The organism is Methylocystis sp., assembly GCF_050246715.1.
In the GTDB taxonomy this organism is placed as follows: domain Bacteria; phylum Pseudomonadota; class Alphaproteobacteria; order Rhizobiales; family Beijerinckiaceae; genus Methylocystis.
In genome coordinates, this window is sequence record NZ_JBFWVN010000011.1 from 35,059 (window position 1) to 56,101 (window position 21,043).

At 63.1% G+C, this 21,043-nt stretch carries 18 protein-coding genes; 8 read left to right on the forward strand and 10 right to left on the reverse strand.

The window, feature by feature from the left end:
- Window positions 1-60 precede the first annotated feature (60 nt).
- The 3 genes from queC (at window position 61) to ykgO (ending at window position 3,434) form a co-directional block, all read left to right on the forward strand.
- A complete protein-coding gene (gene queC / locus AB7I51_RS06155; RefSeq protein WP_428403397.1) occupies window positions 61-798 on the forward strand; it encodes a 7-cyano-7-deazaguanine synthase QueC in 738 nt (245 codons plus the stop codon).
- A gap of 140 nt (window positions 799-938) precedes the next feature.
- Window positions 939-3,200 carry a TonB-dependent receptor gene (locus AB7I51_RS06160; protein WP_428403398.1) on the forward strand — a complete coding sequence of 754 codons (2,262 nt, stop codon included), beginning with the start codon at window positions 939-941 and terminating at the stop codon, window positions 3,198-3,200.
- Window positions 3,201-3,308: 108 nt separating this feature from the next.
- On the forward strand, window positions 3,309-3,434 hold the full coding sequence (gene ykgO / locus AB7I51_RS06165; RefSeq protein ID WP_409978717.1) for a type B 50S ribosomal protein L36: 126 nt from the start codon (window positions 3,309-3,311) through the stop codon (window positions 3,432-3,434).
- A gap of 19 nt (window positions 3,435-3,453) precedes the next feature.
- Here ykgO and AB7I51_RS06170 read toward each other — a convergent pair whose 3' ends face one another.
- Window positions 3,454-4,383: a histone deacetylase family protein gene (locus AB7I51_RS06170; RefSeq protein ID WP_428403399.1), complete on the reverse strand. Its 930-nt coding sequence runs from the start codon at window positions 4,381-4,383 to the stop codon at window positions 3,454-3,456.
- Between the two features lie 233 nt (window positions 4,384-4,616).
- On the opposite strand from AB7I51_RS06170, the gene AB7I51_RS06175 reads away from it, so the two are divergent.
- Entirely contained in the window at window positions 4,617-5,225 is a 609-nt protein-coding gene (locus AB7I51_RS06175; protein ID WP_428403400.1) for a L,D-transpeptidase, read from the forward strand.
- 1,015 nt (window positions 5,226-6,240) lie between these two features.
- Here AB7I51_RS06175 and lpdA read toward each other — a convergent pair.
- From lpdA to AB7I51_RS06190, 3 genes are all read right to left on the reverse strand, one after another.
- Entirely contained in the window at window positions 6,241-7,665 is a 1,425-nt protein-coding gene (lpdA, locus tag AB7I51_RS06180) for a dihydrolipoyl dehydrogenase (RefSeq protein WP_428403401.1), read from the reverse strand.
- A gap of 91 nt (window positions 7,666-7,756) precedes the next feature.
- The gene (locus AB7I51_RS06185; RefSeq protein WP_428403402.1) at window positions 7,757-8,185 is read right to left on the reverse strand and encodes a DUF1772 domain-containing protein; all 429 of its coding nucleotides are present in this window, start codon (window positions 8,183-8,185) and stop codon (window positions 7,757-7,759) included.
- 81 nt (window positions 8,186-8,266) lie between these two features.
- Window positions 8,267-9,331 (reverse strand): GSCFA domain-containing protein, encoded by a 1,065-nt coding sequence (locus AB7I51_RS06190; protein WP_428403403.1) that lies wholly within the window; start codon window positions 9,329-9,331, stop codon window positions 8,267-8,269.
- Between the two features lie 107 nt (window positions 9,332-9,438).
- Between AB7I51_RS06190 and AB7I51_RS06195 the strand changes: the two genes are divergently transcribed.
- Window positions 9,439-10,548 carry a WcbI family polysaccharide biosynthesis putative acetyltransferase gene (locus AB7I51_RS06195; protein ID WP_428403404.1) on the forward strand — a complete coding sequence of 370 codons (1,110 nt, stop codon included), beginning with the start codon at window positions 9,439-9,441 and terminating at the stop codon, window positions 10,546-10,548.
- A gap of 5 nt (window positions 10,549-10,553) precedes the next feature.
- On the opposite strand, the gene AB7I51_RS06200 is transcribed toward AB7I51_RS06195, so the two are convergent.
- From AB7I51_RS06200 to AB7I51_RS06215, 4 genes are all read right to left on the reverse strand, one after another.
- Complete coding sequence (locus AB7I51_RS06200) at window positions 10,554-11,393, reverse strand: class I SAM-dependent methyltransferase (protein WP_428403405.1); 840 nt, start codon at window positions 11,391-11,393, stop codon at window positions 10,554-10,556.
- Between the two features lie 80 nt (window positions 11,394-11,473).
- Window positions 11,474-12,772, reverse strand: a complete 1,299-nt coding sequence (locus tag AB7I51_RS06205; protein WP_428403406.1) for a polyhydroxyalkanoate depolymerase — start codon at window positions 12,770-12,772, stop codon at window positions 11,474-11,476.
- Between the two features lie 160 nt (window positions 12,773-12,932).
- Complete coding sequence (gene cbiB, locus AB7I51_RS06210; protein ID WP_428403407.1) at window positions 12,933-13,889, reverse strand: adenosylcobinamide-phosphate synthase CbiB; 957 nt, start codon at window positions 13,887-13,889, stop codon at window positions 12,933-12,935.
- Window positions 13,886-14,443, reverse strand: coding sequence for a YbhB/YbcL family Raf kinase inhibitor-like protein (locus AB7I51_RS06215; RefSeq protein WP_428403408.1), 558 nt, complete (start codon window positions 14,441-14,443; stop codon window positions 13,886-13,888). The genes cbiB and AB7I51_RS06215 overlap by 4 nt, the downstream gene beginning before the upstream one ends.
- Before the next feature lie 93 nt (window positions 14,444-14,536).
- Here AB7I51_RS06215 and AB7I51_RS06220 point away from each other — a divergent pair, with 93 nt between their 5' ends.
- The gene (locus tag AB7I51_RS06220; RefSeq protein WP_428403409.1) at window positions 14,537-15,655 is read left to right on the forward strand and encodes a cobalt-precorrin-5B (C(1))-methyltransferase; all 1,119 of its coding nucleotides are present in this window, start codon (window positions 14,537-14,539) and stop codon (window positions 15,653-15,655) included.
- 273 nt (window positions 15,656-15,928) lie between these two features.
- Complete coding sequence (gene cobU / locus AB7I51_RS06225) at window positions 15,929-16,459, forward strand: bifunctional adenosylcobinamide kinase/adenosylcobinamide-phosphate guanylyltransferase (RefSeq protein ID WP_428403410.1); 531 nt, start codon at window positions 15,929-15,931, stop codon at window positions 16,457-16,459.
- Window positions 16,460-16,566: 107 nt separating this feature from the next.
- Here the strand turns inward: cobU and AB7I51_RS06230 are convergent, their stop codons facing one another.
- Together AB7I51_RS06230 and AB7I51_RS06235 are read right to left on the reverse strand one after the other, a co-directional pair.
- Window positions 16,567-17,865 (reverse strand): O-acetylhomoserine aminocarboxypropyltransferase/cysteine synthase family protein, encoded by a 1,299-nt coding sequence (locus AB7I51_RS06230; protein WP_428403411.1) that lies wholly within the window; start codon window positions 17,863-17,865, stop codon window positions 16,567-16,569.
- Between the two features lie 528 nt (window positions 17,866-18,393).
- Window positions 18,394-20,562, reverse strand: coding sequence for a S9 family peptidase (locus AB7I51_RS06235; RefSeq protein WP_428403412.1), 2,169 nt, complete (start codon window positions 20,560-20,562; stop codon window positions 18,394-18,396).
- Between the two features lie 159 nt (window positions 20,563-20,721).
- On the opposite strand from AB7I51_RS06235, the gene AB7I51_RS06240 reads away from it, so the two are divergent.
- Window positions 20,722-20,892, forward strand: a complete 171-nt coding sequence (locus AB7I51_RS06240) for a hypothetical protein (protein ID WP_428403413.1) — start codon at window positions 20,722-20,724, stop codon at window positions 20,890-20,892.
- Window positions 20,893-21,043 lie beyond the last annotated feature (151 nt).

The window sequence follows — 21,043 nt, forward strand, 5'->3', positions numbered from 1 at the left end:
AAAATATGCGCCTGACGGAGATGGCTCGCAGTTTTGCAGCGATGATTTAAGTTAAGCGCGATGAATGATGAACTTGCCCCCCAATCGCCTGCTGCGGCCCTCGTGCTCTTTTCCGGCGGGCAGGATTCTACGACCTGTCTCGCCTGGGCGCTGTCGCGCTACGAGCGCGTCGAGACGGTCGGATTCGATTATGGCCAGCGCCATCGCGTCGAGCTAACGCGACGGGCGGGGTTGCGCGCCGGGCTCGCGCGGCTCTCGCCGTCGTGGGCGGAGAGGCTTGGCGAAGATCGCACCATTTCGATCGAGGCGATCGGGGCCATTTCCGAGACGGCGCTGACCCGCGACGCCGAAATCGCCTTCGCCGCCGACGGCCTTCCCAACACTTTCGTTCCCGGGCGCAATTTGCTGTTTCTGACCTTCGCCGCGGCGCTCGCCTATCGGCGCGGGATCGCCGATCTCGTCGGCGGCATGTGCGAGACCGACTATTCCGGCTATCCCGACTGCCGCGATCAGACGATCCGCGCCATGGCGCAGGCGCTCAGCCTCGGCATGGACCGCGGCTTTACCGTCCATACGCCGCTGATGTGGATCGACAAGGCGGAGACCTGGCGGCTGGCGGAATCGCTCGGCGGCGCGGCGCTGGTGCGGCTGATCGTCGAGGAAACCCACACCTGCTACCTCGGCGAGCGGGGCCGGCGCTTCGACTGGGGCTATGGCTGCGGCGAATGCCCGGCCTGCAAGCTGCGCGCGGCCGGCTGGGAGAAATATCGCGCCGGACAGACGCGCGCGATCGCCTGATTCCCCTTTGACCGCTCAGCTGTGGCGCGAGCGCCACAGACGACGTCGACATCGTCACGCTGAACGAAGGCGCATTGACAAGCTTCAGTCGGCCCTGGATATGTTATGTTATAACATCCGATCACAGAGAGCGGGCGTCGATGAGGAAAAGCGTTGTTGCCGGCGCGGCGGTCTGCGGCTCGGCGGCGGCCTATGTGGCGGGCGTCGCGAGCGCGGTCGCCCAGCAGGCGTTGCCGCCGATCGAAGTCGGCACCGTCAGTCCGATCAAACGCAGCAAGCCTGTCGCCCCGCCGCAGCCGCCCCAGGCGCCCGGCGGGCGCAGCCGCAGCTCCCAGAGCCCGAACGGCCCCGAGCCGCGCGAAACAGCGGCGCCGCCGATGGGCGTCCTCCCGATCGTCGCCGACCAATTCGCGACGGTGACGGTCGTCACCAGCGGCGAGCTGCGGCGTTCGCCGGGGACGACGCTCGGCGACGTGCTCTTCGCCAAGCCCGGCATCACCGGATCGTCCTTCGCGCCGGGCGCGGCGAGCCGGCCGGTGGTGCGCGGCCTCGACAATTACCGGGTGCGCATCCAGGAAAACGGCATCAGCAATAGCGGGGTCTCGGAGCTTGGCGAGGACCACGCGGTTCCGGTCGATCCCGTCGCCGCGAGCCAGGTCGAGGTGGTGCGCGGCCCCGCCACGCTGCGCTGGGGGTCGCAGGCGATCGGCGGCGTCGTCAATGTCGAAAATAACCGCATCCCCACGGCCTTGCCCTGTCGTCTGGCGCTGGCGCCCGTGTCCGAGACGGAGGGTTGCTCCATCGTCGACTCGCGCGCGGCGGTGGCGACCGTCGACAACGGGTTGGAGAATGCGACCCTGCTCGACGCCGGCCGCGGCAATATCGCCATCCATGTCGATGTGCATGGCAGGCGCGGCAGCGACTATCTCATCCCCGGCTATCCTTATCTTTACCCGCCGGATCCGCCGCCGCCGGTTTTCGGACGCCAGCCCAATTCGTCGATGCGCTCGGCCGGCGGCTCGGCCGGCGCCTCCTATTTCTTCGACGGCGGCTTTGTCGGCTTCGCGGTGACGCAATTCAACGCGCGCTATCACCTGCCGGGAATCGAGCCCTCGGAAGCCGGTTCGCACATCGAGCTTCGCCAGACCCGCGTCACGACCAAGGGCGAGTTCCGACCGGCGTCGGCCTACATCGAAGCGGTCCGGTTCTGGGCAGGGCTGACCGACTACAAGCACCACGAACTCGCCAATGAGGGCGGCTTTGATGGCGTGCAGCAGACTTTCACAAATAAGGATCTCGAGGCGCGGGTCGAAGCGCAGCTTCGTCCCCTCGACCTCTCATTTGCGACTCTGACCAGCGCCTTCGGCGTTCAGGGCATGCATCAGATCCTGACCGCGCCTGGACGCGAGGGCGGGCTCTTCGACCCCAATCGGACGCGAAGCGTCGCCGGCTACTGGTTCAATGAATTCAGACTGACCGACACATCGAAAATGCAGCTCGCCGGGCGGATCGAACATGCCACCGTCTCGGGGGCGTTTCCCGAACTCCTGGTTGATCCGTCGCCGCAGATCGCCCGCGTGCGCAATTTCACGCCAAAAAGCGCCGCCTTCGGCTTTCTGCAGGATTTGCCGCAAGGCGTCGTCGCCAGCCTGACCGCCCAATATGTCGAACGGGCGCCGCGCGCGCCCGAGCTTTTTTCGCGCGGCGTCCATGATGCGACGGCGACTTTCGATATCGGCAATCCCAATCTCGGAATCGAAGGGGCGAAAACGATCGAATTCGGTCTGCGGCGTCCCGCCGGTCCCTTCCGTTTCGAAGCGACGGCCTATGTCACGCGCTTTGACGGATTCATCTTTCGCAATCTCACCGGCGCCCTCTGCGAATCCGATTTCGCGAGTTGCGCCTTCGACGGCGCGGGCGATCTGCGCCAGGCCTTCTATGCGCAGCGCAATGCGCTGTTTCGTGGCGGCGAGTTTCAAAGCCAGCTCGACGTCGCGCCGCTGGCGGGCGGCGTATTTGGCGTCGAGCATCAGTTTGACGTGGTGCGCGCGACATTTGTCGGCGGCGGCAATGTCCCACGCATCCCGCCGGTCAGGCTCGGCGGCGGCGCGTTCTGGCGCGACTCGAACTGGTTGCTGCGGATCAACTTTCTGCACGCTTTCGCGCAGCGCAATATCGACCCGACCAATGAGACGCCGACCAAGGGCTATAATCTGCTGAGGGCCAATATCAGCTACCGTATGCTGTTCGAACCGGGCGACCCGCGTGGGCGCGAACTGACGCTGGGACTCGTCGGCGACAATCTGCTCAATCAGGACATTCGCAACAGCGTTTCCTTCAGGAAGGACGAGGTGCTGCTGCCGGGAGCCAATCTGCGGTTCTTCGTGAATGCGCGCTTTTGACCGCGCAACGGGCTGTCCGCTTGATCGCGGAGGCGAAATAGGGCATAGGCGGGGCCAACGAAGCGCTGGGCGTATCCCGGCCAGTTCTGCATTGCCGGGGTTAGACCGATGAAAATACGTAACTCATTGAAATCGCTGCGCTCGCGCCATCGCGCCAATCAGATCGTGCGCCGCAAGGGCCGCGTCTATGTGATCAATAAGGTGCAGCGGCGCTACAAGGCCCGCCAGGGCTGAGTTTTCTGCGCGCGTCGCGTCAACCGCCCATCAGCGCCAGCACATGGGCGCTGACGCAGCGGCTGAGGGCGTCGACGTCATAGCCCCCTTCCAGCATCGAGACGATCCGGCCGCCGCAGCGCTTGTCGGCGATCTCCATCAACCGCTTGGTCGCGTCGCCGAAGTCAACTTCGCGCAGCCGCAGGCCGCCGAGCGGGTCCCGCTCATGGGCGTCAAAGCCCGCTGAGACCAGGATCAGATCGGGCGCAAACGCCCGCAGCCGCGGCAATATCCGATCGTCGAGGGCTTCACGAAAGACGTCGCCGGTTGAACCGGCGAATAGCGGCGCGTTGACAATATTGTCATGGGCGCCGGTCTCATTGCGTCCGCCGGTGCCGGGGTAAAAGGGCGCCTGATGGGTGGAGCAGAACAGCGCCGTCTCGTCGGACCAGAAAATCTCTTGCGTTCCATTGCCGTGATGCACGTCGAAATCGACGATCGCGACACGTTCCGCCCCATGCGCCGCCTGGGCATGGCGCGCCGCCACCGCGACATTGTTGACGAAGCAAAAGCCCATCGGATTGCGCGCCCCGGCATGGTGGCCGGGAGGCCGGGCGGCGACAAAGGCGTTATCGGCGCGTCCCGACATCACCTCATCCACCGCCGCGACTGCGCCGCCGGCGGCGCGCCAGACCGCCTCGATCGTATCCGGACACATCAGCGTATCGCTGTCGAGGGCCGCATAGCCTTCCCTCGGCGCCGCCTGTTCGAGGGCCTCGAGATAGGATTGCGGGTGAACGCGCTGCAGCGCCACTGATTCGGCCCTGGGCGCGCTAACCCGCGCCAGGAGAGCGAATCGCGCCTCCTCCAGGCCCCGCTCGATCGCGCGCAGCCGTTCTGGCCGCTCGGGGTGGCCGGGTCCCATCTCATGATGGAGACCGCTCTCATGGGTGACGAAAAGGGTTTTCAACGCTGCGACGCACTCCGCGCGGGCGACGCTATGCTTATCGAAACATTACTTTTCCGCCTTCCGCGGCTTTCTGTCCACGAAAAAGAAATGGTAAAGCTCAAGCGGAGTCTCGCGCGGGTTCGCGTGGCGCCGGCGCAACACTGGGGGAATAATTCCGAAGACTTGATCCCAGCGCCAAAGTTCATGATAAGAAAATGGTAACGACAGTTTTGCGGCGGAAAGGAGTGCCCCAAATGAATTTCAAATATGTGACGGCGTCTGCCCTTGTCGCCGTCTTGCTCGCCGGTTGCAACGCAGGGACCGTTCTTCCAGATCCGAGGCTGAGCGGTCGCGACGCCGAATTCATGGCGCTCGCCCCGAAGGCGGCGGTAAGTTCGCAATACGAGCGCTACCTCGTCGATTATAAGACGAACGAGCCGGTTGGCTCGATCATCGTCGATAATCGCTCGAAATTCCTTTACTATGTCATGCCGGGCGGCAAGGCGGTGCGCTACGGCGTCGCCACCGGCCAGGACGCCATGGCCTTCACCGGACGCGCTTATGTCGGCGCGATGCAGGAATGGCCGCGGTGGATTCCGCCAAAGGACATGCTCGAGCGCTGGCCGCATCTTCAGCCGACGGCGGACGCCGGCGGCCTGCCGGGCGGTCCCGACAATCCGCTCGGATCCCGCGCGCTCTACCTCTATCAGAACGGCAGAGACACGCTGTATCGCATTCACGGCACCAACGAGCCGGACAAAATCGGACAGGCCGTTTCCTCCGGCTGCATCCGTATGCGCGACATCGACGCCATCGATCTTTACCGCCGCGTAAAGGTCGGCACGAAAGTCACCGTGCTCTAAATCCTTTACCTAATTAAAGACTTCGGTCGACGCCCTCCGCGCATCGCGAGAGGGCGTCATCCATTTTTATGACCCGATGTCTTTCACGGCCGCGCTCTTTGCCGCAAGGCCGCAGCAGAGTTCGGCCGCTTAAGCGCGATCTGTAAAACTCCCCTGCTCGCGATCATGTGCGCCGTCGCACTGCGCCGCGGCGACGCCGCGCCTAAAGTCGCCATGCTCGCAGGGTGCGGGAAGAGGGGGAAGTCATGATGCGTTCGACGACAAGCATGGGCTGGTTGGCCGTGGTGGTTTGCGTTCTCTTGCTGGAATTCGCCGGCGCCGGCGCCTATCTCGCGTCGTCAGCGAAAGCTAATCCTTCTGATGCTTGCTATGGTTATGCGATTTGCCAATAAATTTTCATGCTTCGCGCAAGTTCCGTGGAACGCGCACGCCCACATTTGCGTTTATTTTTTCGAAAGGCCGGCGCATCCGCTATCGAAGCTCGAAAGAGCGGAGAGAAGGAGCCCCGCGCCTTTCAAGTTTTCAGCGATAGGCGGAAGTGGGGCCCGTCATGCGCAAGTTGGTTTTGTATGTGCTGATGCTATTTATGTTCGCCGCAAGCGTTGCAAGCGCGACGACCATACTCTCGCGTCCGTCGGCAAGCGGCGATGACTTTTGCTTCGGATATGCAATCTGCGAGTAATTGAGCCCGGCCACTCATCACGTTGAATGCTGTTGACGCGGGAGGCTTAGCAGCCGGGCGTTGCGCAACTGAGCGCGATGAAAAATAGAGCCCGGACTTTTGCAAAGAGCGCGCGCGAAGCTTTGAGATCGATTTTGTCGGTTTTTGAGCGATCCCGCTTAAATGCCGAGCGGGTTCCTGCGCCGCGTCTCGCGCCCGAAGAGGCCTGCCCTCGCGCGCATGATGTTTGCGCAATCCGGTTGACGCATTTTGTCAGCCGCACCGCCAGTCCCAGCGCGAATTGCATGGATCACGAAAGCGCGCGGCGAAAAGCTTGCCGCGTCGCCGGTCGGCTCAAATGTGAATGGCCCGTTTGGCGACGGCAAGAGCCGCCTCGCGAACCGCCTCGGAGAGAGTCGGATGGGCATGGCAGGTGCGCGCAAGATCTTCGGCCGAACCGGAAAATTCCATCAGCACGGCTGCTTCGGCGATCAACTCGCTGGCGACGGCGCCAAGGATATGCACGCCAAGCACCCGGTCGGTCGCTGCGTCGGCGATGATCTTTACGAAACCCTCGGTCGCGCGCATTGCCCGTGCGCGGCCATTGGCGGTGAACGGAAATCTGCCGATCGCGACGGCGATCCCTTTCGATTTGGCGTCTTCCTCGGTCATGCCGACCGACGCGACTTCCGGCATCGTATAGACGACGCTCGGAATGACGCCGTAGTTAACGTGACCGGCCTGTCCGGCAAGGATCTCGGCCACCGCGATGCCTTCATCTTCCGCCTTGTGCGCCAGCGTCGGCCCGCGCACGACATCGCCGATGGCGTAAACGCCGGGGATGCTGGTCGCGAAATGATCGTCGATGACGATACGCCCGCGCTCAACGGCGACGCCGGCCTCTTCCAGTCCCAGACCTTGCGTGAACGGGATGCGGCCGGTGGCGATCAGCACCGCATCGGCCTCAATCTTGTCCGAACTCGCGCCGTCGACCGACAAATAGGAGACGACGGCGCTTTCCGCTGCGCCGCTTCCCTGGCGCGCGACGCCAGTCACTTTGGAGGAAAGACGAAAGGCGAAGCCCTGCTTTTCGAGCAGCTTTTGGAAACGGCTGGCGATTTCGAGATCGAAGCCGGGCAGAATGCGGTCGAGATATTCGATCGCCGTCACTTGCGCGCCGAGCCGCCGCCAGACCGAACCGAGTTCGAGTCCGATGACGCCGGCGCCGACGACGACCAGCCGTTTCGGCGGCTTGTCGAGGGACAGGGCGCCGGTGGACGACAGGATCAGCTTCTCGTCGATCGCGATTTCCGCCCCGGAGGCGTCGCGCAACGGCGCGACCACCGAGCCGGTGGCGAGGACGATGTTTTTCGATTCAAGGGTTTGGACGGCGCCGTCGGCGTCGACGACCTCGACTCGTCCGGCGCCTTTCAGTTTTCCGACGCCGCGGAACGATTCGATCTTGTGCTTCCTGAACAGGAAGGCGACGCCATTGACGTTCGCGCCGACGGTGTCGTCCTTGTGCTTCATCATCGCCGCAAGGTCGAGTCGCGGCGGATCGACGATGACGCCGAGCGGCGCCAATCCATGTCCGGCTTCGTCGAACATGTGCGAAGCGTGAAGCAGCGCCTTCGAGGGAATGCAGCCGACATTGAGGCATGTGCCGCCGAACGTCTTGTCCTTCTCGACGACGGCCGTCTTCAATCCGAGCTGGGCCGCGCGAATCGCGCAAACATAGCCTCCCGGACCGGTACCGATCACGATGAGATCGTAAGTCATGTCATCCGCAATTCAAGATTGGCGCCGTTGGCGAGACTGGTTTCCCAGATGAACGCATCTGAGATGAACTTTGGATAAACGCTTCGGAACGTCAGCCCGCGGCCCAGACGTAGATCAGCGTCGCAACAATGCCGAGCGCGGTCTGACCGAGTTCGAGCCGACCCCAAAGATCGATGACCTTGCGCGCCTCATGCGCCGCGTCGGCGTTGATGAGCGCGAGGATGCGATTGTTGAGCGGCACGATGGCCAGATAGGTATAGGGCCAGCTGGCGATGGCGATGAACGCGCCCAACAGCCATCTCATGTCGTCGAACTCGCGAAAGGCGATGAAGCCGAAAAGCGCGGCAAGGAACGCAAGACTCGCGAGCACGATGAAGCCGCGGTGGTCGGAGGGCTCCCATTCCTTGATAAGCGCATCGTCGCTCAGCGCCAGCCGCGCCGGCTGCTCGACGTAATTGACATAAAGCGACGCGCCGGCGAAAGCGCCAGCCGCCACGAGCGCGAGCGAACCAATGATCATCTATAGAATCCTCTGACGGCCGACGAATGTTTCGGCGTTGCTGGCGAATCGACCGCCGACCGCCGATCCGCCATATTTCTTTTATGCTGACTCGATCGCTTCCTCGTCGCAGACGACGCGGGCGTTCTCCTCGGCCTCCGCGGCGATGTCGATCTTCACCGCCTTGGCCGCTTCCCTTTCCTGGCGACGATCGGTGAAGTGGTCGAAGAACACTTGCATCGCGCGATCGACGCCGTAAGGATTGATGCGGCGCGTGTCCTCTCGATAGAACATCGACACATTCGGCGAAACGGTGGCGAGATCGTAGGACGGGAAATAGGCGATGTTCGGCCGCGCGCGGACCACCTCGTCGGCGGCGGCGCGCAGGATCGCCTTCACCGCGCTGTTCGATTCGATCACATGCCGGTCTTCATAGGTCGCGATAATGCCGACCGGCGAAACGCTCAGCACCATGCGAACCTTGGGATTGACCTCGCGCATGCGGTCGGCCGCCGCAAGGAAGTCGCGCACGACCTCGCTGACGGTCATATTGTAGAATTCATAGACGTTCGGATCCCATTCGCCGCCGGCGACGCCCGGCGCAAGCTGCAGGATCGCGCCATCCGGCTTGTGGCGCCACGTTTCGGTATGGCCGAAGGTGAAAACGAAGACGTCCATCGTCTCGAGCATGTGGCGGACTGCGGCGAGATGCCGCTCGCGATCGGCGCGCATATCGTCGAGCGTGGCGAATCCGTCCGGTTCGATGCGCGGCCGGAAGGGATCAACGAAGCGGCCGTCCTCGGGACGGTTCCAGTAATCGAGCTGCGGCGTGAATCGTCCATAGGCGCGCTCGATCAGCTGCAGCAGCTGAGCGGTGGTGTAGAGATTGCCGTAACGGCAGGAATACATCGAGTAATTGCGGTCGAGCGCCTCCTTCGCCGACATGCCGCTCGGCGGCTGCTCGGCGAGGTAATAATGAAACCCGCTCGCCTGCAGGCGCATCGCGATCTCCTGGGCGAAGCAGCTGCCGCCGGTCGCGACCTTGTCCTGCGGCGAAATCTTGAAAGGCGTGCGGATGATCGGATCGAGCGCGAAAGGCGGCAGAGAGGTCACCGCCTTGCGCCAAAAGCGATGGTCGGGTAGGGAGCTATAGGGGTTTTCCGCCATGGTCGCACTCCTTTCCGATCCGGCCTGATTTGGCCGCGGATCGCGCCTTTTCCCGCGTCGTTCGCGAGCCGCCTTCTGGCGTCGCAACATAGACGGCGCCCGCCCGCTTGTCACCCGGCGGCGCCGCCGACGACGCCCGCGCCGCCGCCTATCCCGTGAAAGACCGCATGTTAACCCAGGTTGACAAACAGATTTTGAAATCCTGGCGGCAATACGCCATCGAGCCGCGGATCGCGAAGTTCACCGGCCGCGTCATGCGCAACACCGGGCCGCGGATCGCCGTCGTCGGCAACTGCCAGAGCTTTGGCGTCGCCTATGCGATGAAAGTGCTCGATCCAAGCGCTACGGTCGATCATTTTTCGATGATCGCCCGCGCACGCTCGTCGATCGGGCTCTTCGTCAAGACGCTCGAGACCTATGATTATGTCTTCTCGCACGATTTCCTTGACGGACATGTGCGCGGCGGCGGGTCGGAGGAATTGTGCAAGCGTCTGCCGAAGACGATGATCTTTCCGGCGGTCACCTTCGCCGCCTTTCATCCCGATCTCGTCTATATTCATGATCTGTCACGCACGCACGGGTTCGTCTGCGGGCCGATCGGTCCCTATCATTCGGCGATCTGCCTTTTCGCCTATCGCAAGGGCCTGTCGGTCGAGATGGCGAATGCGCTATTCAATGAAAATGTGTACGACGCGCTTGGCTATCTCGACATGTGGAACGACGCGTCGCGGGAACTGCTCGACACGACGCGCGATCGATTCGACATCGATCTTTCGAACGAACTGATGAACTGGTCGCGGCGCGGCGTGTTCATGTACAGCACGGTGCATCCGATGAGCTTCGTGCTGTTCGATCTCTCCAAGAAGCTTTTCGAGAAGATCGAGCTCAAGCCGAGGACGGTGAATTTCAATCACTATGACATTCACGATCTGGCGCGCAGCGAGATATTCCCGATCTACCCGCCGATCGCCAAGCGCTACGGCGGCCAGGGCGGCTATATGTTCAAGCTGCAGAACCACCATCTTGCGATAACAGTGGGCGACTTTTTGACGCTGCCGCAATACATCGCTTCCTGCTACAAAATTTACGGCAAATATGATCCGGCGAAGCTCAGCAACCCTCGCGTCGACGCTTGGCTCGCCGACGAGGCGACGAGCGGATTGCTGATGAGGCTGGCGCGCGAAAATTTCGCCGCCGGTCTGACGCCCACGCTGTAAGCGCCTTACTTCCAGCGCGTATCGAATGTCGCGAGGTTGAACGGCGGCTTGTAGGGATGCAGCGGATTTTCGCCGCTGAAGGGCTTCACCACAGTGAGAATGCGCTCGCGATGTTTCAAGGGCGCGAAGCCGGAGGGCTCAAGCGCGCCGGTGAAGCCGATAAGATGCGCCGGATCGACATTGACCTTGAATGAAGGCGGCGGCCGCATCCAGCTCTGCGCGACGACATCCAAATAGGCCGTCTTCAGCATGTGGTTGAGGCCCCATTGCGTCGGCACGAAACAGGACTTCGAGGAATCCGACATGTCCCAATAATAAGTGTCCGGCCGCAATTCGAGGGTGGCGTCGCCTTCGAAGACGGCGATCGAGCCTTGGTGCATGAGATGGCGTACCTCGGCGAAGCCGGCGAAGGGGTCGACGAGATGATAATAGACGCCGAGACACAGAATGATGTCGAAGGTCTGGTTGAGCTTCGAAGCCTCGTATATCGAGACGCTCTGATTGATCTCGACGTCGGACTTGAGCAGCTTCTTGGCGAGGCGCAGCCCGGCGCCGCTCGCCCAGTTCTGGCTCACGTCGTCGGTGGCGAGCACGCGTTTGGCGCCGCGCCGCTCGGCGTAAAAGCTCCAGTAACCGTCCCAGCAGCCGACTTCGAGCACGGTTTTTCCGGCAAAATCGATCTTGTCGAGTTCGCTCTCGATGAAGCGCCAGATGCGGCGGTGATCTTCGGCCTGCGAGACGCTGACGGCGCGCAACCCGACGCCGAAATCGAATTCATGATACCAATGAATGGCGTCAATTTCCTTTTGCAGCGCCTCAAGCGAAGCTGCGTCCTGCACGTCCATCGAATGTTCCCTGGATGATTGATGCGACAGGCGCGCGAAAGCGCCCGCTCTCTATCGCGGCGATGGCGCGGAGTTTGCCTTTATTCCGCGCTCCACGCAAGGCGAGGCTGCAAAGCCGCGCCGTCGAGACGCTCCATCTCCGATGCGAATGCGCAAATGCGCGGCGCGACTTCGGCGCGGAATCGCGAGCCGTTGAAGACGCCGTAATGGCCCACGCCCTTCTGCAAATGATGGCTTTTGCGCGCCGCAGGGATGTTGGCGCACAGCTCGAGCGCGGCTTCGGTCTGGCCGACGCCCGAAATGTCGTCCTTTTCGCCTTCGACGGCCAGTAGCGCCGTGCGCCTGATCGCCGTGAGATCGATTAGATTGCCGCGGTGGCGGAAAAGGCCGAGCGGCACTTGATGGCGGACGAAGATGCGATCGACGGTCTGGAGATAGAATTCCGCGGTCAAATCCATCACGGCGAGATATTCGTCATAAAAATCCCGGTGCTTTTCGGCGGAGTCGCCGTCGCCTTCGACGAGATGATTGAACATTTCGAGATGGGCCGAGATGTGTCGTTCGAAATTCATCGACATGAAGCCGGAAAGTTGCAGGAAGCCTGGATAGACGTGGCGTCCCATGCCGGCGTGAGGGAAAGGCACGGTATGAATGCAATGGGCGCGGAACCAGTCGATGCCGCGCTGTTGCGCGAGCTTGTTGACGGCGGTCGGATTGACGCGCGTGTCGATTGGGCCGCCGATCAGCACCATCGATTCCGGAACGTCGGGATCGTCTTCAGCCTCCATCGCGGCGACGGCGCAGATCAGCGGCACCGAAGCCTGACAGACTCCGAGCGTATGCAGAGGCGTGCCCGTCGCGCCCGGCGCGAGGAAGCGCATGATGTCGCAAAGGCAGTCGATGTAATCGTCGAGATCGAAAGCGCCGTCGGCGAGCGCCACCTGGCGCGCGTCGCTCCAGTCGGTGATGTAGACGTCATGGGTGGGCAGGAAGGCTTCGACCGTGCCGCGCAACAGCGTGGCGTAATGACCCGACATCGGCGCGATGATCAGCAGTTTCGACTGCCTGGGCGCGGGACCCGGAAACTGCCGATCGAAATGCAGCAGGCCGCAAAACGGCCGGCTCCAGACAATTTCCTCGACGATCTCGACCTCGGTTCCGTCGACAATGGTCGTATCTAAGCCGAACAGCGGCTTGCCGTAGCGGCGCGTCATCCGCTCGAAGAGCTCCGCGGACGCGGCGATGCTGCGGCCAAGCGACGTATGATGCATCGGATTGAGCGGGTTCTTTATCGCATGCAACATGGCGTCAGTCGCCGCCCGCGCGGGCGCAAACGCCAAGTGCATCATTTCGTACAGCTGGTAGGACATTCGATCCATCGTCACGCTTCTCCCGCCACCTCCCTTGCAGCCGCCGCGCCGCAGGTTTTATGTTGCACTGCACAAATGAACCTATAACAAATTCAAAATGGGGGAAATTAGAAATCTGGCGAGTGGAGCCTATGCGCCAATCGCCGAAAATTTCGTAATTCTGTGATATTCACGCGGTCAAGGCCCCGATTGCAAGCGCAATCCAGAACAACGTGGCGGATCGTCGATAGAGCGCGAGCGCGCGGCGGATATCGGCCGCGGTCGCCTCACGGCGTCCCTGGCCGAGAATCGCGCCCTGAATCACCCGAGAGTCGCCATACGCGCGCGGACCGCCAAGTTCAAGGCCGAGCGCCCCAGCCGCCGCGGCTTCAGGCCAGCCGGCATTGGGCGAGACATGCCCTGGCGCGTCCCGCCGGGCGGCCGCCAGCGTCTGCGCCGGAAGGGCGCCTGACAGCATGACCGCCCCGGCCGCCAGCAGGCCCGCGGCTGCTCGGGCGGGGAGGTAATTCATCAGATCGTCGGAGCGCGCCGCGGCCCAGCCAAAGGCGAGATAGCGGTCCGACCTATGGCCGATCATGCTGTCGGCGGTGTTGACGGCCTTGTAGGCCAGCGCGCCCGGCAGGCCAAAGACCGCCAGCCACAGCGCCGGCGCGACGACGCCGTCGCTAAAATTCTCGGCGAGGCTCTCGATCGCCGCGCGGGCGATCCCGGCCTCGTCGAGCGCCGACACGTCGCGGCCGACGATTTTCGCCACCGCCGCCCGTCCATCTTCGAGAGACGTCGTCAGCCCCTCGGCGACCGCGGCGACATGGGCGTGGAGGCTGCGCTGCGCTAGGAGCGTGGACGAGAGCGCCGCCAACGCGAGCCATCCGAAGGGGAGCGCAAGCGCCGCGCGTTCGATCAAGGCGCCGACTCCGACCGCCATGACGAGAATCATGGCCAGCGCGGCGACGCCTTTCGAACGCCGAAGCGCGAAGGAGTCGTCTTGGCGATTCAGCGCCCGGTCCAGCGTCGCGATCAGTGCGCCGAGCCAGGTCGCCGGATGGCCGATTTTACGAAAGAGCGCGTCCGGATAGCCGAGGCCCGCCTCAATGGCGAGCGCCAGCAGCGCAAGCTCGCAGTTCACCGTCCAAAGAGCGCGGTGATTGACGCCTTGGCGAGCGCGTTCTGATTGATGGTGAAGCCGGCGATGGCGGTGCGGCCATGGGCGGCGTCGCCGAGCTTGTCGGTTTTGAGCGCGTAAACCGTGAAAACATAGCGGTGCGGCTTGCCCGGCGGCGGGCAGGGGCCGCCATAGGCCTTGTCGCCGAAGTCCGTCTCGAGCTGATGCGCGCCGGGCGGCAGATTCTTGCCGGAGGCGTCGCCGGCGCCCCGCTTCAGGCCGCGCACGTCGGCGGGAATATCGACGACAAGCCAGTGCCAGAAGCCGGCGCCGCCGGTCGGCGCGTCGGGATCATGCACGGCGACGGCGAAGCTTTTGGCGCCGGGCGGCGGGTCGCTCCAGCTCAGCTCGGGCGAGATATTCTCGCCGGTGCAGCCGAAGGAATCATAGACATGTTTCATGTCGATGGTCTTGCCTTCGGCGATGTCGGGGCTGGTGAGTTCAAACGCCTGGGCGCCGCTCGAATCGGCGGCGGCCAGCGCGATAAGGCCGAGGAAGGATGAAACGCTGCGAAACATGGAAGCGTGCTCCTCAAATCTGGAATTCGCCGCATCTTGTATCGGATCGGCGCGTCGGTGTCGCGCGTCCGCGCTTCGCGGTAAAGAGGGCGCATGAGCGATGCGGGAAGCGGGCGTCCTTTGCGCCGCGGCTGGACGACGGGCGCCTGCGCCACCGCGGCGGCCCGCGCCGCCTTTGAGGCGTTGACGACTGGCGCGCCGCCGCCCGACCCGGTCGAGATCGCGCTGCCGTCGGGAAGGCGGGTCGCCTTTGCGCTGGCGACCTTTGAACGCGGCGAGGATTTTGCCCGCGCCGGCGTGGTCAAGGACGCCGGCGATGATCCCGACGTGACGCATGGCGCGCTGATCTGCGCGCGGGTAGCGCGCGGCGCGCCAGGCGCCGGCGTGCGTTTCTTCGCGGGCGCGGGCGTCGGCGCGGTGACGCGACCCGGCCTGCCGCTGCCGGTGGGAGAGCCGGCGATCAACCCGGTGCCGCGCAGGACGATGACCGAGACGATCATTGAGGCGAGCGCGAAGCTCGGCGTTCCCGGCGACGCGGATATCGAAATCTCGATTCCGGGCGGCGAGGAGCTGGCGAAGCATACGCTGAACGGGCGACTCGGAATTGTCGGCGGTCTTTCGATTCTAGGCACCACCGGAATCGTCACGCCCTTTTCCTGCGCCGCCTGGATCGACAGCATTCATCGCGGCGTCGACGTGGCCCGCGCCAGCGGCCTGACCCATATCGCCGGGACGACGGGCTCGACCTCCGAAGCCGCGGTGAAGCAGCTTTACGATCTGCCTGAGACGGCGCTCATCGAAATGGGCGATTTCGTCGGCGGACTTTTGAAATATCTTCATAAGCATCCGATCGCGCGCGTGACGATCGGCGGCGGCTTCGCCAAATTGACGAAGCTCGCGCAGGGGCGGCTTGATCTTCACTCGGGACGTTCGAGCGTCGATCTTGCGCATTTGGCGCAAACCGCGAGAGAGGTCGGCGCCGGTCAGGAGATCGCGGCGCTCATCGCCAACGCCAATAGCGCGCTCGAAGCCTTGCAGATCGCGCAAGGCGCAGGAATCGATCTCGCGGCGCCGATCGCGCACGCCGCCTGGCGAACCGCGGCGCGGGCGCTCGATACGGCGGAGAGCGAATTGGAAATTATCATCTTCGATCGCGAGGGCGTTCCGCTCGCCCGCGCGCCGTCTAAAAAGGCAATTGGTGGCCACAATTGAAAATTCGCGCGCGTCATTGCGAGCGAAGCGAAGCAATCCAGAGCGCCGGGACGATATCTAGATTGCTTCGTCGCTGGCGCTTCTCGCAATGACGGACGGACGATTAATGCTATTTCTGTCCAAATCGCTCGCCTGTCATTCCCGACGCGCGAAGCGCGATCGGGAATCCAGAGCAAAACCAGCGCTCCTGGATCGGCTCTGGATTCCCGGTCAGGCCTTTGGCCTGCCGGGAATGACAGGCCCGGCGAACGCATCCACTGGAATTTGTATGGCATGAACGAAAATCCGCACCTTACGCTTGTTCTCGGCGGCGCGCGTTCTGGCAAAAGCGCTTATGCGGAGAGCACTATCGTCGCGCATCCCGGTCCTTGGACTTATGTTGCAACGGCCGAAATGCTCGACGATGAGATGCGCGCGCGCGTCGACGCGCATCGTTTAAGGCGCGGCGAGAACTGGCGCACGATTGAAGCGGCGCAGGCGCTCGTCGAAGCAATCGCCGATGCGCCGGCCGATCGCCCGCTGCTTATCGACTGCCTTACGTTGTGGCTGAGCAACAGGCTGCTCAGCGGCGCTGATATTTCATCCGATCGCGCGGCGCTCGTTCATGCCTTGTCGTCTCGCGCGGCGCCGACCGTCACAGTCTCGTCGGAAGTCGGGTTGTCGATAGTGCCCGACAATGCGCTGGCGCGTTCGTTTCGTGATGCGGCAGGCGAATTGCATCAGGCGGTGTCGCGGATTGCGGGCAGAGTTGCACTCGTCGTCGCGGGCAATCCGCTGATCGTGAAGGGCCGGCCGATCGACTAATCCGCGGGCCTTTCCCCGGCATATCGTCACGAATATTTTTACAGGAGAAGCTTATGTCCAATGTTTTACGCGCACATATCTTCAGCGCGAGGGGCTGACTTCGTTAATCAACCGCCCGCAGCTTTCAGCCCCTTCTCGAGATCGGCGATGATGTCGTCGATATGTTCGAGGCCAACCGAAAGGCGCACATAGCCGGGCGTGACGCCGCTCGCGAGCTGCGCCTCTTCGGCAAGTTGCGAATGGGTCGTCGTCGCGGGATGAATGGCGAGACTGCGCGCGTCGCCGATATTGGCGACGTGATAGAACATTTCCAGCGCGTCGATGAAGCGGCGGCCGGCGTCGAGGCCGCCTTTCAACTCGAAGCCGAGCAACGCGCCATAGCCGCCCTTCAGATAAGCGTCGGCGCGTCGGCGTGTCTCGCCCGTCTGTTGCGACGGATGAATGACGCGCGTCACTTCGCTGCGCTTAACCAGGAAGTCGACGACCTTTTGCGCATTTTGCACATGGCGCTCCATGCGCAGCGTCACCGTCTCGACGCCCTGCAGCGTCAGAAAGGCGTTGAACGGCGAGGGCGCGGGGCCGAGATCGCGCAACAGCGTCGCGCGCGCCTTGATGATATAGGCGACTGGCCCGATCGGCTTGACCGCCTCGACCCAGACGGCGCCGTGGTAGCTCGGATCGGGCGTATTGAGCGCCGGCTGGCGCTGCGCAAATTTCTCCCAATCGAAATTGCCGGCGTCGACGATCGCGCCGCCGATCGAATTGCCATGGCCGCCGAGATATTTCGTCGTCGAATAAACCACGATCGCCGCCCCATGATCGATCGGCCGGCAGAGAATCGGCGCCGCAGTATTGTCCATGATCAGCGGCACGCCGAATTCGCGGCCGATCGCCGCGACTTCGGCGATCGGAAACACAGTGAGCTTGGGATTAGGCAAGGTCTCCGCATAATAGGCGCGCGTGCGCTCATCAGTGGCGCGGCGGAAATTTTCGGGATCGGACGGATCGACGAAACGCACCTCGAGGCCCTGGTCCTTCAGCGTATTGGCGAAGAGATTCCAGGTGCCGCCGTAAAGATCGGTCGACGAAACCACATTGTCGCCGACGCGCGCGAGATTCTGCAGCGACAGCGCCGACGCCGCCTGTCCCGAAGCAAGCGCCAGAGCCGCGACGCCGCCTTCGAGCGCCGCTAAGCGCGCCTCCAAAACGCCCGTCGTCGGATTGCCGATTCGCGTATAGATGTGCCCGAGCTCCTTGAGCGCGAACAGACTGGCGGCGTGCTCGGTGTCGCGAAACTGATAGGAGGTCGTCTGATAGATCGGGACGGCGACCGCGCCGTTGGTCGCATCCGCGCGCCAGCCGGCATGGAGCGCAATCGTTTCGGCGTGTTTGCTGTCGACGGCCATTATCCACCTTTCGGCATAAGCGTAAGCTCAATAAATCAAAGTCGACGCGCGCGCTACAGGACAGACCCGATCGCTGCAAGCGTCGAAGTGATTCGAACCCGGCGTTATTTCTTGAGTCGTGTCGTTCGACGATTATAATCCGCCTCGGCCAAAAATGAGCGCAACCCCGCGACTCGGGCCAACATCCAAAGGGGGAATCGCCACATGAGGAAAGTACTGCTGTTGACGGCCGCAATCGCTGTGGGCGCAATATTCGCCGCGCCAGTTCGCGCTGAAGATCAGAGCGAAGCGGCTGCTGCGCCGGGCGCGGCGCCCGGTCAGACGGCTGCGCCAGGCGCGCCTGCTCAACCGAACCCAGCGCCCGCCGCTGAAAGCAAGCCCGCAATCCCGCCCGATTCCGAGTGGGTGCATCCCACCAAATAAGTTCTTGCGCTGCATTTCTCGTTTGGGAAATGAAGCATCTCGCCGGCGCGACAGGCTTGGTCCGCGCCGGCGAATTCCGATAAATGCGGAGACGGCGTGAGAGCCTCAGCATTTTGGCGGCGAATCATCCGAGTTTTTGAGGAGGGGCGCGACGCAGGCGAGCGCGAAGGCGTATTCGAGCGCGGCGTCTTCCAGCGCCTCGAAACGGCCAGAGGCGCCGGCGTGACCGGCGCCCATGTGGGTGAAGAGCAGCACAGGTCCGCCGCCGCTCATCGTCGCCCGCAGTTTCGCAACCCATTTGAGCGGCTCCCAATAGGTGACGCGAGGGTCGGTCACGCCGGCGATGGCGAGAATCGGCGGATAATGTTGCGCGCGCACATTGTCGTAAGGCGAATAGGAGGCGATGCGTTCATAGGCCTCGACGCTCGCGATCGGGTTTCCCCATTCCAGCCATTCTGGCGGCGTCAGCGGGAGATCGTCGCGCAGCATCGTGTTCAGCGCATCGACGAAAGGCACGCTGGCGACGACGCCCGCGAAGAGTTCCGGCGCCGCATTGGCGACGGCGCCCATCAGCAGCCCGCCGGCCGACCCGCCCTGGGCGACAATGGCGCCCTCATGCGTGTAGCCGGCCGAGATGAGGCTTCGCGCGCAATCGATAAAGTCTAAGAAGCTGTTTTGCTTGTTCTCGAGCTTGCCGTTCTCATACCAGCGCCAGCCCTTGTCAGTTCCGCCGCGAATATGGGCGCGGGCATAGACGAAGCCGCGATCGACGAGCGACAGGATGTCTTCGCTGAAGCTCGCCGAGAGCGCATAGCCATAGGCGCCATAGCCGTAGAGCAGCAGCGGCGCGCCTTTTCCGCCGGGCGAGAAGTCGGCGCGATGCAGGAGGGTGATCGGCACGCTCTCGCCGTCGCGCGCCGTCGCGAAAATCCGCTTCGTCACATATCGCTTCGGGTCGTGGCCTGAAGGAATGTCCTGGCGCTTGCGCAGGATGCGCGTGCGCGTCGTCATGTCGTAGTCGTAGGTCTCGTCGGGCGTCGTCATCGACGAATAGACGAAGCGCAAAGTGTCAGTATCGAATTCGAGCCCCGGATCGATCGACAGCGCGTAGGCCTCCTCTTCGAATTGGATCGCATGTTCCTCGCCGGTCGAGAGCGCGCGGATGACGAGCTTCGGCAGCGAGTTCTCGCGAAGCAGCCAGACGAGATGATTCGCATAAACGGTGAAGCCGTCGATCATCACGCCGTCGCGATGGCAAACCACGTCCTTCCAGTTCTCTCGGCCGGGTTCCGCAAGCGGCGCGACGGAAATGCGGAAATCATCGGCGCCGTCGGCGTTGTCGCGAATGTAGATAAGGTCGCCGTGCGGTTCGACGTCGTAGCGCAGGCGCGGTTCGCGCGGCGCAACGATGCGCGGCGTCGGATTGTTCTCGCGTAGGTCGATAAGCCAGCATTCCGTCGCGTCGTGCCCATGGATCGACACGATGGCGAAACGCCTGCAACGGCTTTCGTGCAGGCCGACGAACCAGGCGCTGTCCGTTTCCTCGATGATCAGCGCGTCATTGGCGGGATCGGTTCCGACGTCGTGCCGAAAAATCTGCGAGGTGCGATGGTTCTCGTCGATGAGCACATAGTAATAGGCTTTCGAATCGGCGCGCCAGACGATTGAGCCGTCGCTGTCGCCCACCACGTCGGCGCGGTCGAGACCGTCGCTCAGCGCCCGCGTGCGTATCTCGTAGAGTTCGGAGCCCGTGTCATCGACGCTCCAGGCGAGTTGCGCATGATCGGGCGCATGCGTCGCGTCGCCGATTTCGAAAAAGTCGTGGCCTTTGGCGAGCGCGTCGCCGTCGAGGAGGACGGTTTCCGTTCCCCCGTCGCGCGGCGTTCGGCAGTAGCGCGGATGTTCGGCGCCCAAGTGGAAACGCTCGTAATAGGCGAAAGGCCCGTCAGGCTCTGGCGCGTCGCTGTCGTCTTCCTTGATGCGCCCGCGCATTTCGGCGACGAGAGTCTTCCGCAAACTTTTAAGCGGCGCCATCAGGCGTTCGCAGTAAGCGTTTTCCGCCTTGATCAGCTTGGCGATTTCTATCGGAAGCGAGTCGGGATCGCGCAGCACCTCGCGCCAGTTTTTTGCAGCCAGCCAGTCGTAAGGATCATCGAGCGCGCGGCCATGGAAGATTCGGCGCGTGTCGCGCTGCGTTGCGACAGGCGGCGCCGCGCCTTCAAGATCGAACCGCCAATCCGAGGTTTTATCGCGTCCCATGCTATCGCGGCTCATGCCATCCTCCGCCGACTCTTGCCGCCGGCTTTTATCATCATCGCTTGCAGCGCAGCACAGAGATATCCCAAGCCGAGAGAAATCGAAGCAATTTGTAAATCCTTCGCGCCTTAGCCTTGCCTCAAACGACCGGTTCACTTTCGGCTGAGGAGCGATTTCATGCGTTACTCTCACGCGGCGCTCAATCCTGTTTCCGTCGGCGAGCGAAACATCGCTCGCCGCAGCGACGTTGCGTTGCGCCGCGCTTCTGCGCCGCGCCGGCTGGCATGGAAGATTGTCTATTCGGGCTTCATCGCCGGCGTCGCCGTCTATGTCTGGTGGCGGCGTTAGCCACATTCTGGGCGCTGCTGCGCTGCGTCAAAGACAGGCTGTCATAAATCGGCTAGCTTTGACGAGCGGCAGACCACGGATGCGCGTTTGCGCGTGACAAGTCGCGCCGCAAGGGTTCAACACGCGGGCGTTGCGGCGCGCCCCAAGACAC

Coding starts and splice junctions, on each gene's coding strand:
- lpdA (WP_428403401.1), bottom strand. CDS start 7,665: ATGACTTACGATCTCATCGTGATCGGTACCGGTCCGGGAGGCTATGTT.
- queC (WP_428403397.1), top strand. CDS start 61: ATGAATGATGAACTTGCCCCCCAATCGCCTGCTGCGGCCCTCGTGCTC.
- AB7I51_RS06175 (WP_428403400.1), top strand. CDS start 4,617: ATGAATTTCAAATATGTGACGGCGTCTGCCCTTGTCGCCGTCTTGCTC.
- AB7I51_RS06160 (WP_428403398.1), top strand. CDS start 939: ATGAGGAAAAGCGTTGTTGCCGGCGCGGCGGTCTGCGGCTCGGCGGCG.
- AB7I51_RS06200 (WP_428403405.1), bottom strand. CDS start 11,393: ATGGACGTGCAGGACGCAGCTTCGCTTGAGGCGCTGCAAAAGGAAATT.
- AB7I51_RS06215 (WP_428403408.1), bottom strand. CDS start 14,443: ATGTTTCGCAGCGTTTCATCCTTCCTCGGCCTTATCGCGCTGGCCGCC.
- ykgO (WP_409978717.1), top strand. CDS start 3,309: ATGAAAATACGTAACTCATTGAAATCGCTGCGCTCGCGCCATCGCGCC.
- AB7I51_RS06185 (WP_428403402.1), bottom strand. CDS start 8,185: ATGATCATTGGTTCGCTCGCGCTCGTGGCGGCTGGCGCTTTCGCCGGC.
- AB7I51_RS06235 (WP_428403412.1), bottom strand. CDS start 20,562: ATGAGCCGCGATAGCATGGGACGCGATAAAACCTCGGATTGGCGGTTC.
- cobU (WP_428403410.1), top strand. CDS start 15,929: ATGAACGAAAATCCGCACCTTACGCTTGTTCTCGGCGGCGCGCGTTCT.
- AB7I51_RS06230 (WP_428403411.1), bottom strand. CDS start 17,865: ATGGCCGTCGACAGCAAACACGCCGAAACGATTGCGCTCCATGCCGGC.
- AB7I51_RS06205 (WP_428403406.1), bottom strand. CDS start 12,772: ATGGATCGAATGTCCTACCAGCTGTACGAAATGATGCACTTGGCGTTT.
- AB7I51_RS06190 (WP_428403403.1), bottom strand. CDS start 9,331: ATGGCGGAAAACCCCTATAGCTCCCTACCCGACCATCGCTTTTGGCGC.
- AB7I51_RS06240 (WP_428403413.1), top strand. CDS start 20,722: ATGCGTTACTCTCACGCGGCGCTCAATCCTGTTTCCGTCGGCGAGCGA.
- AB7I51_RS06220 (WP_428403409.1), top strand. CDS start 14,537: ATGAGCGATGCGGGAAGCGGGCGTCCTTTGCGCCGCGGCTGGACGACG.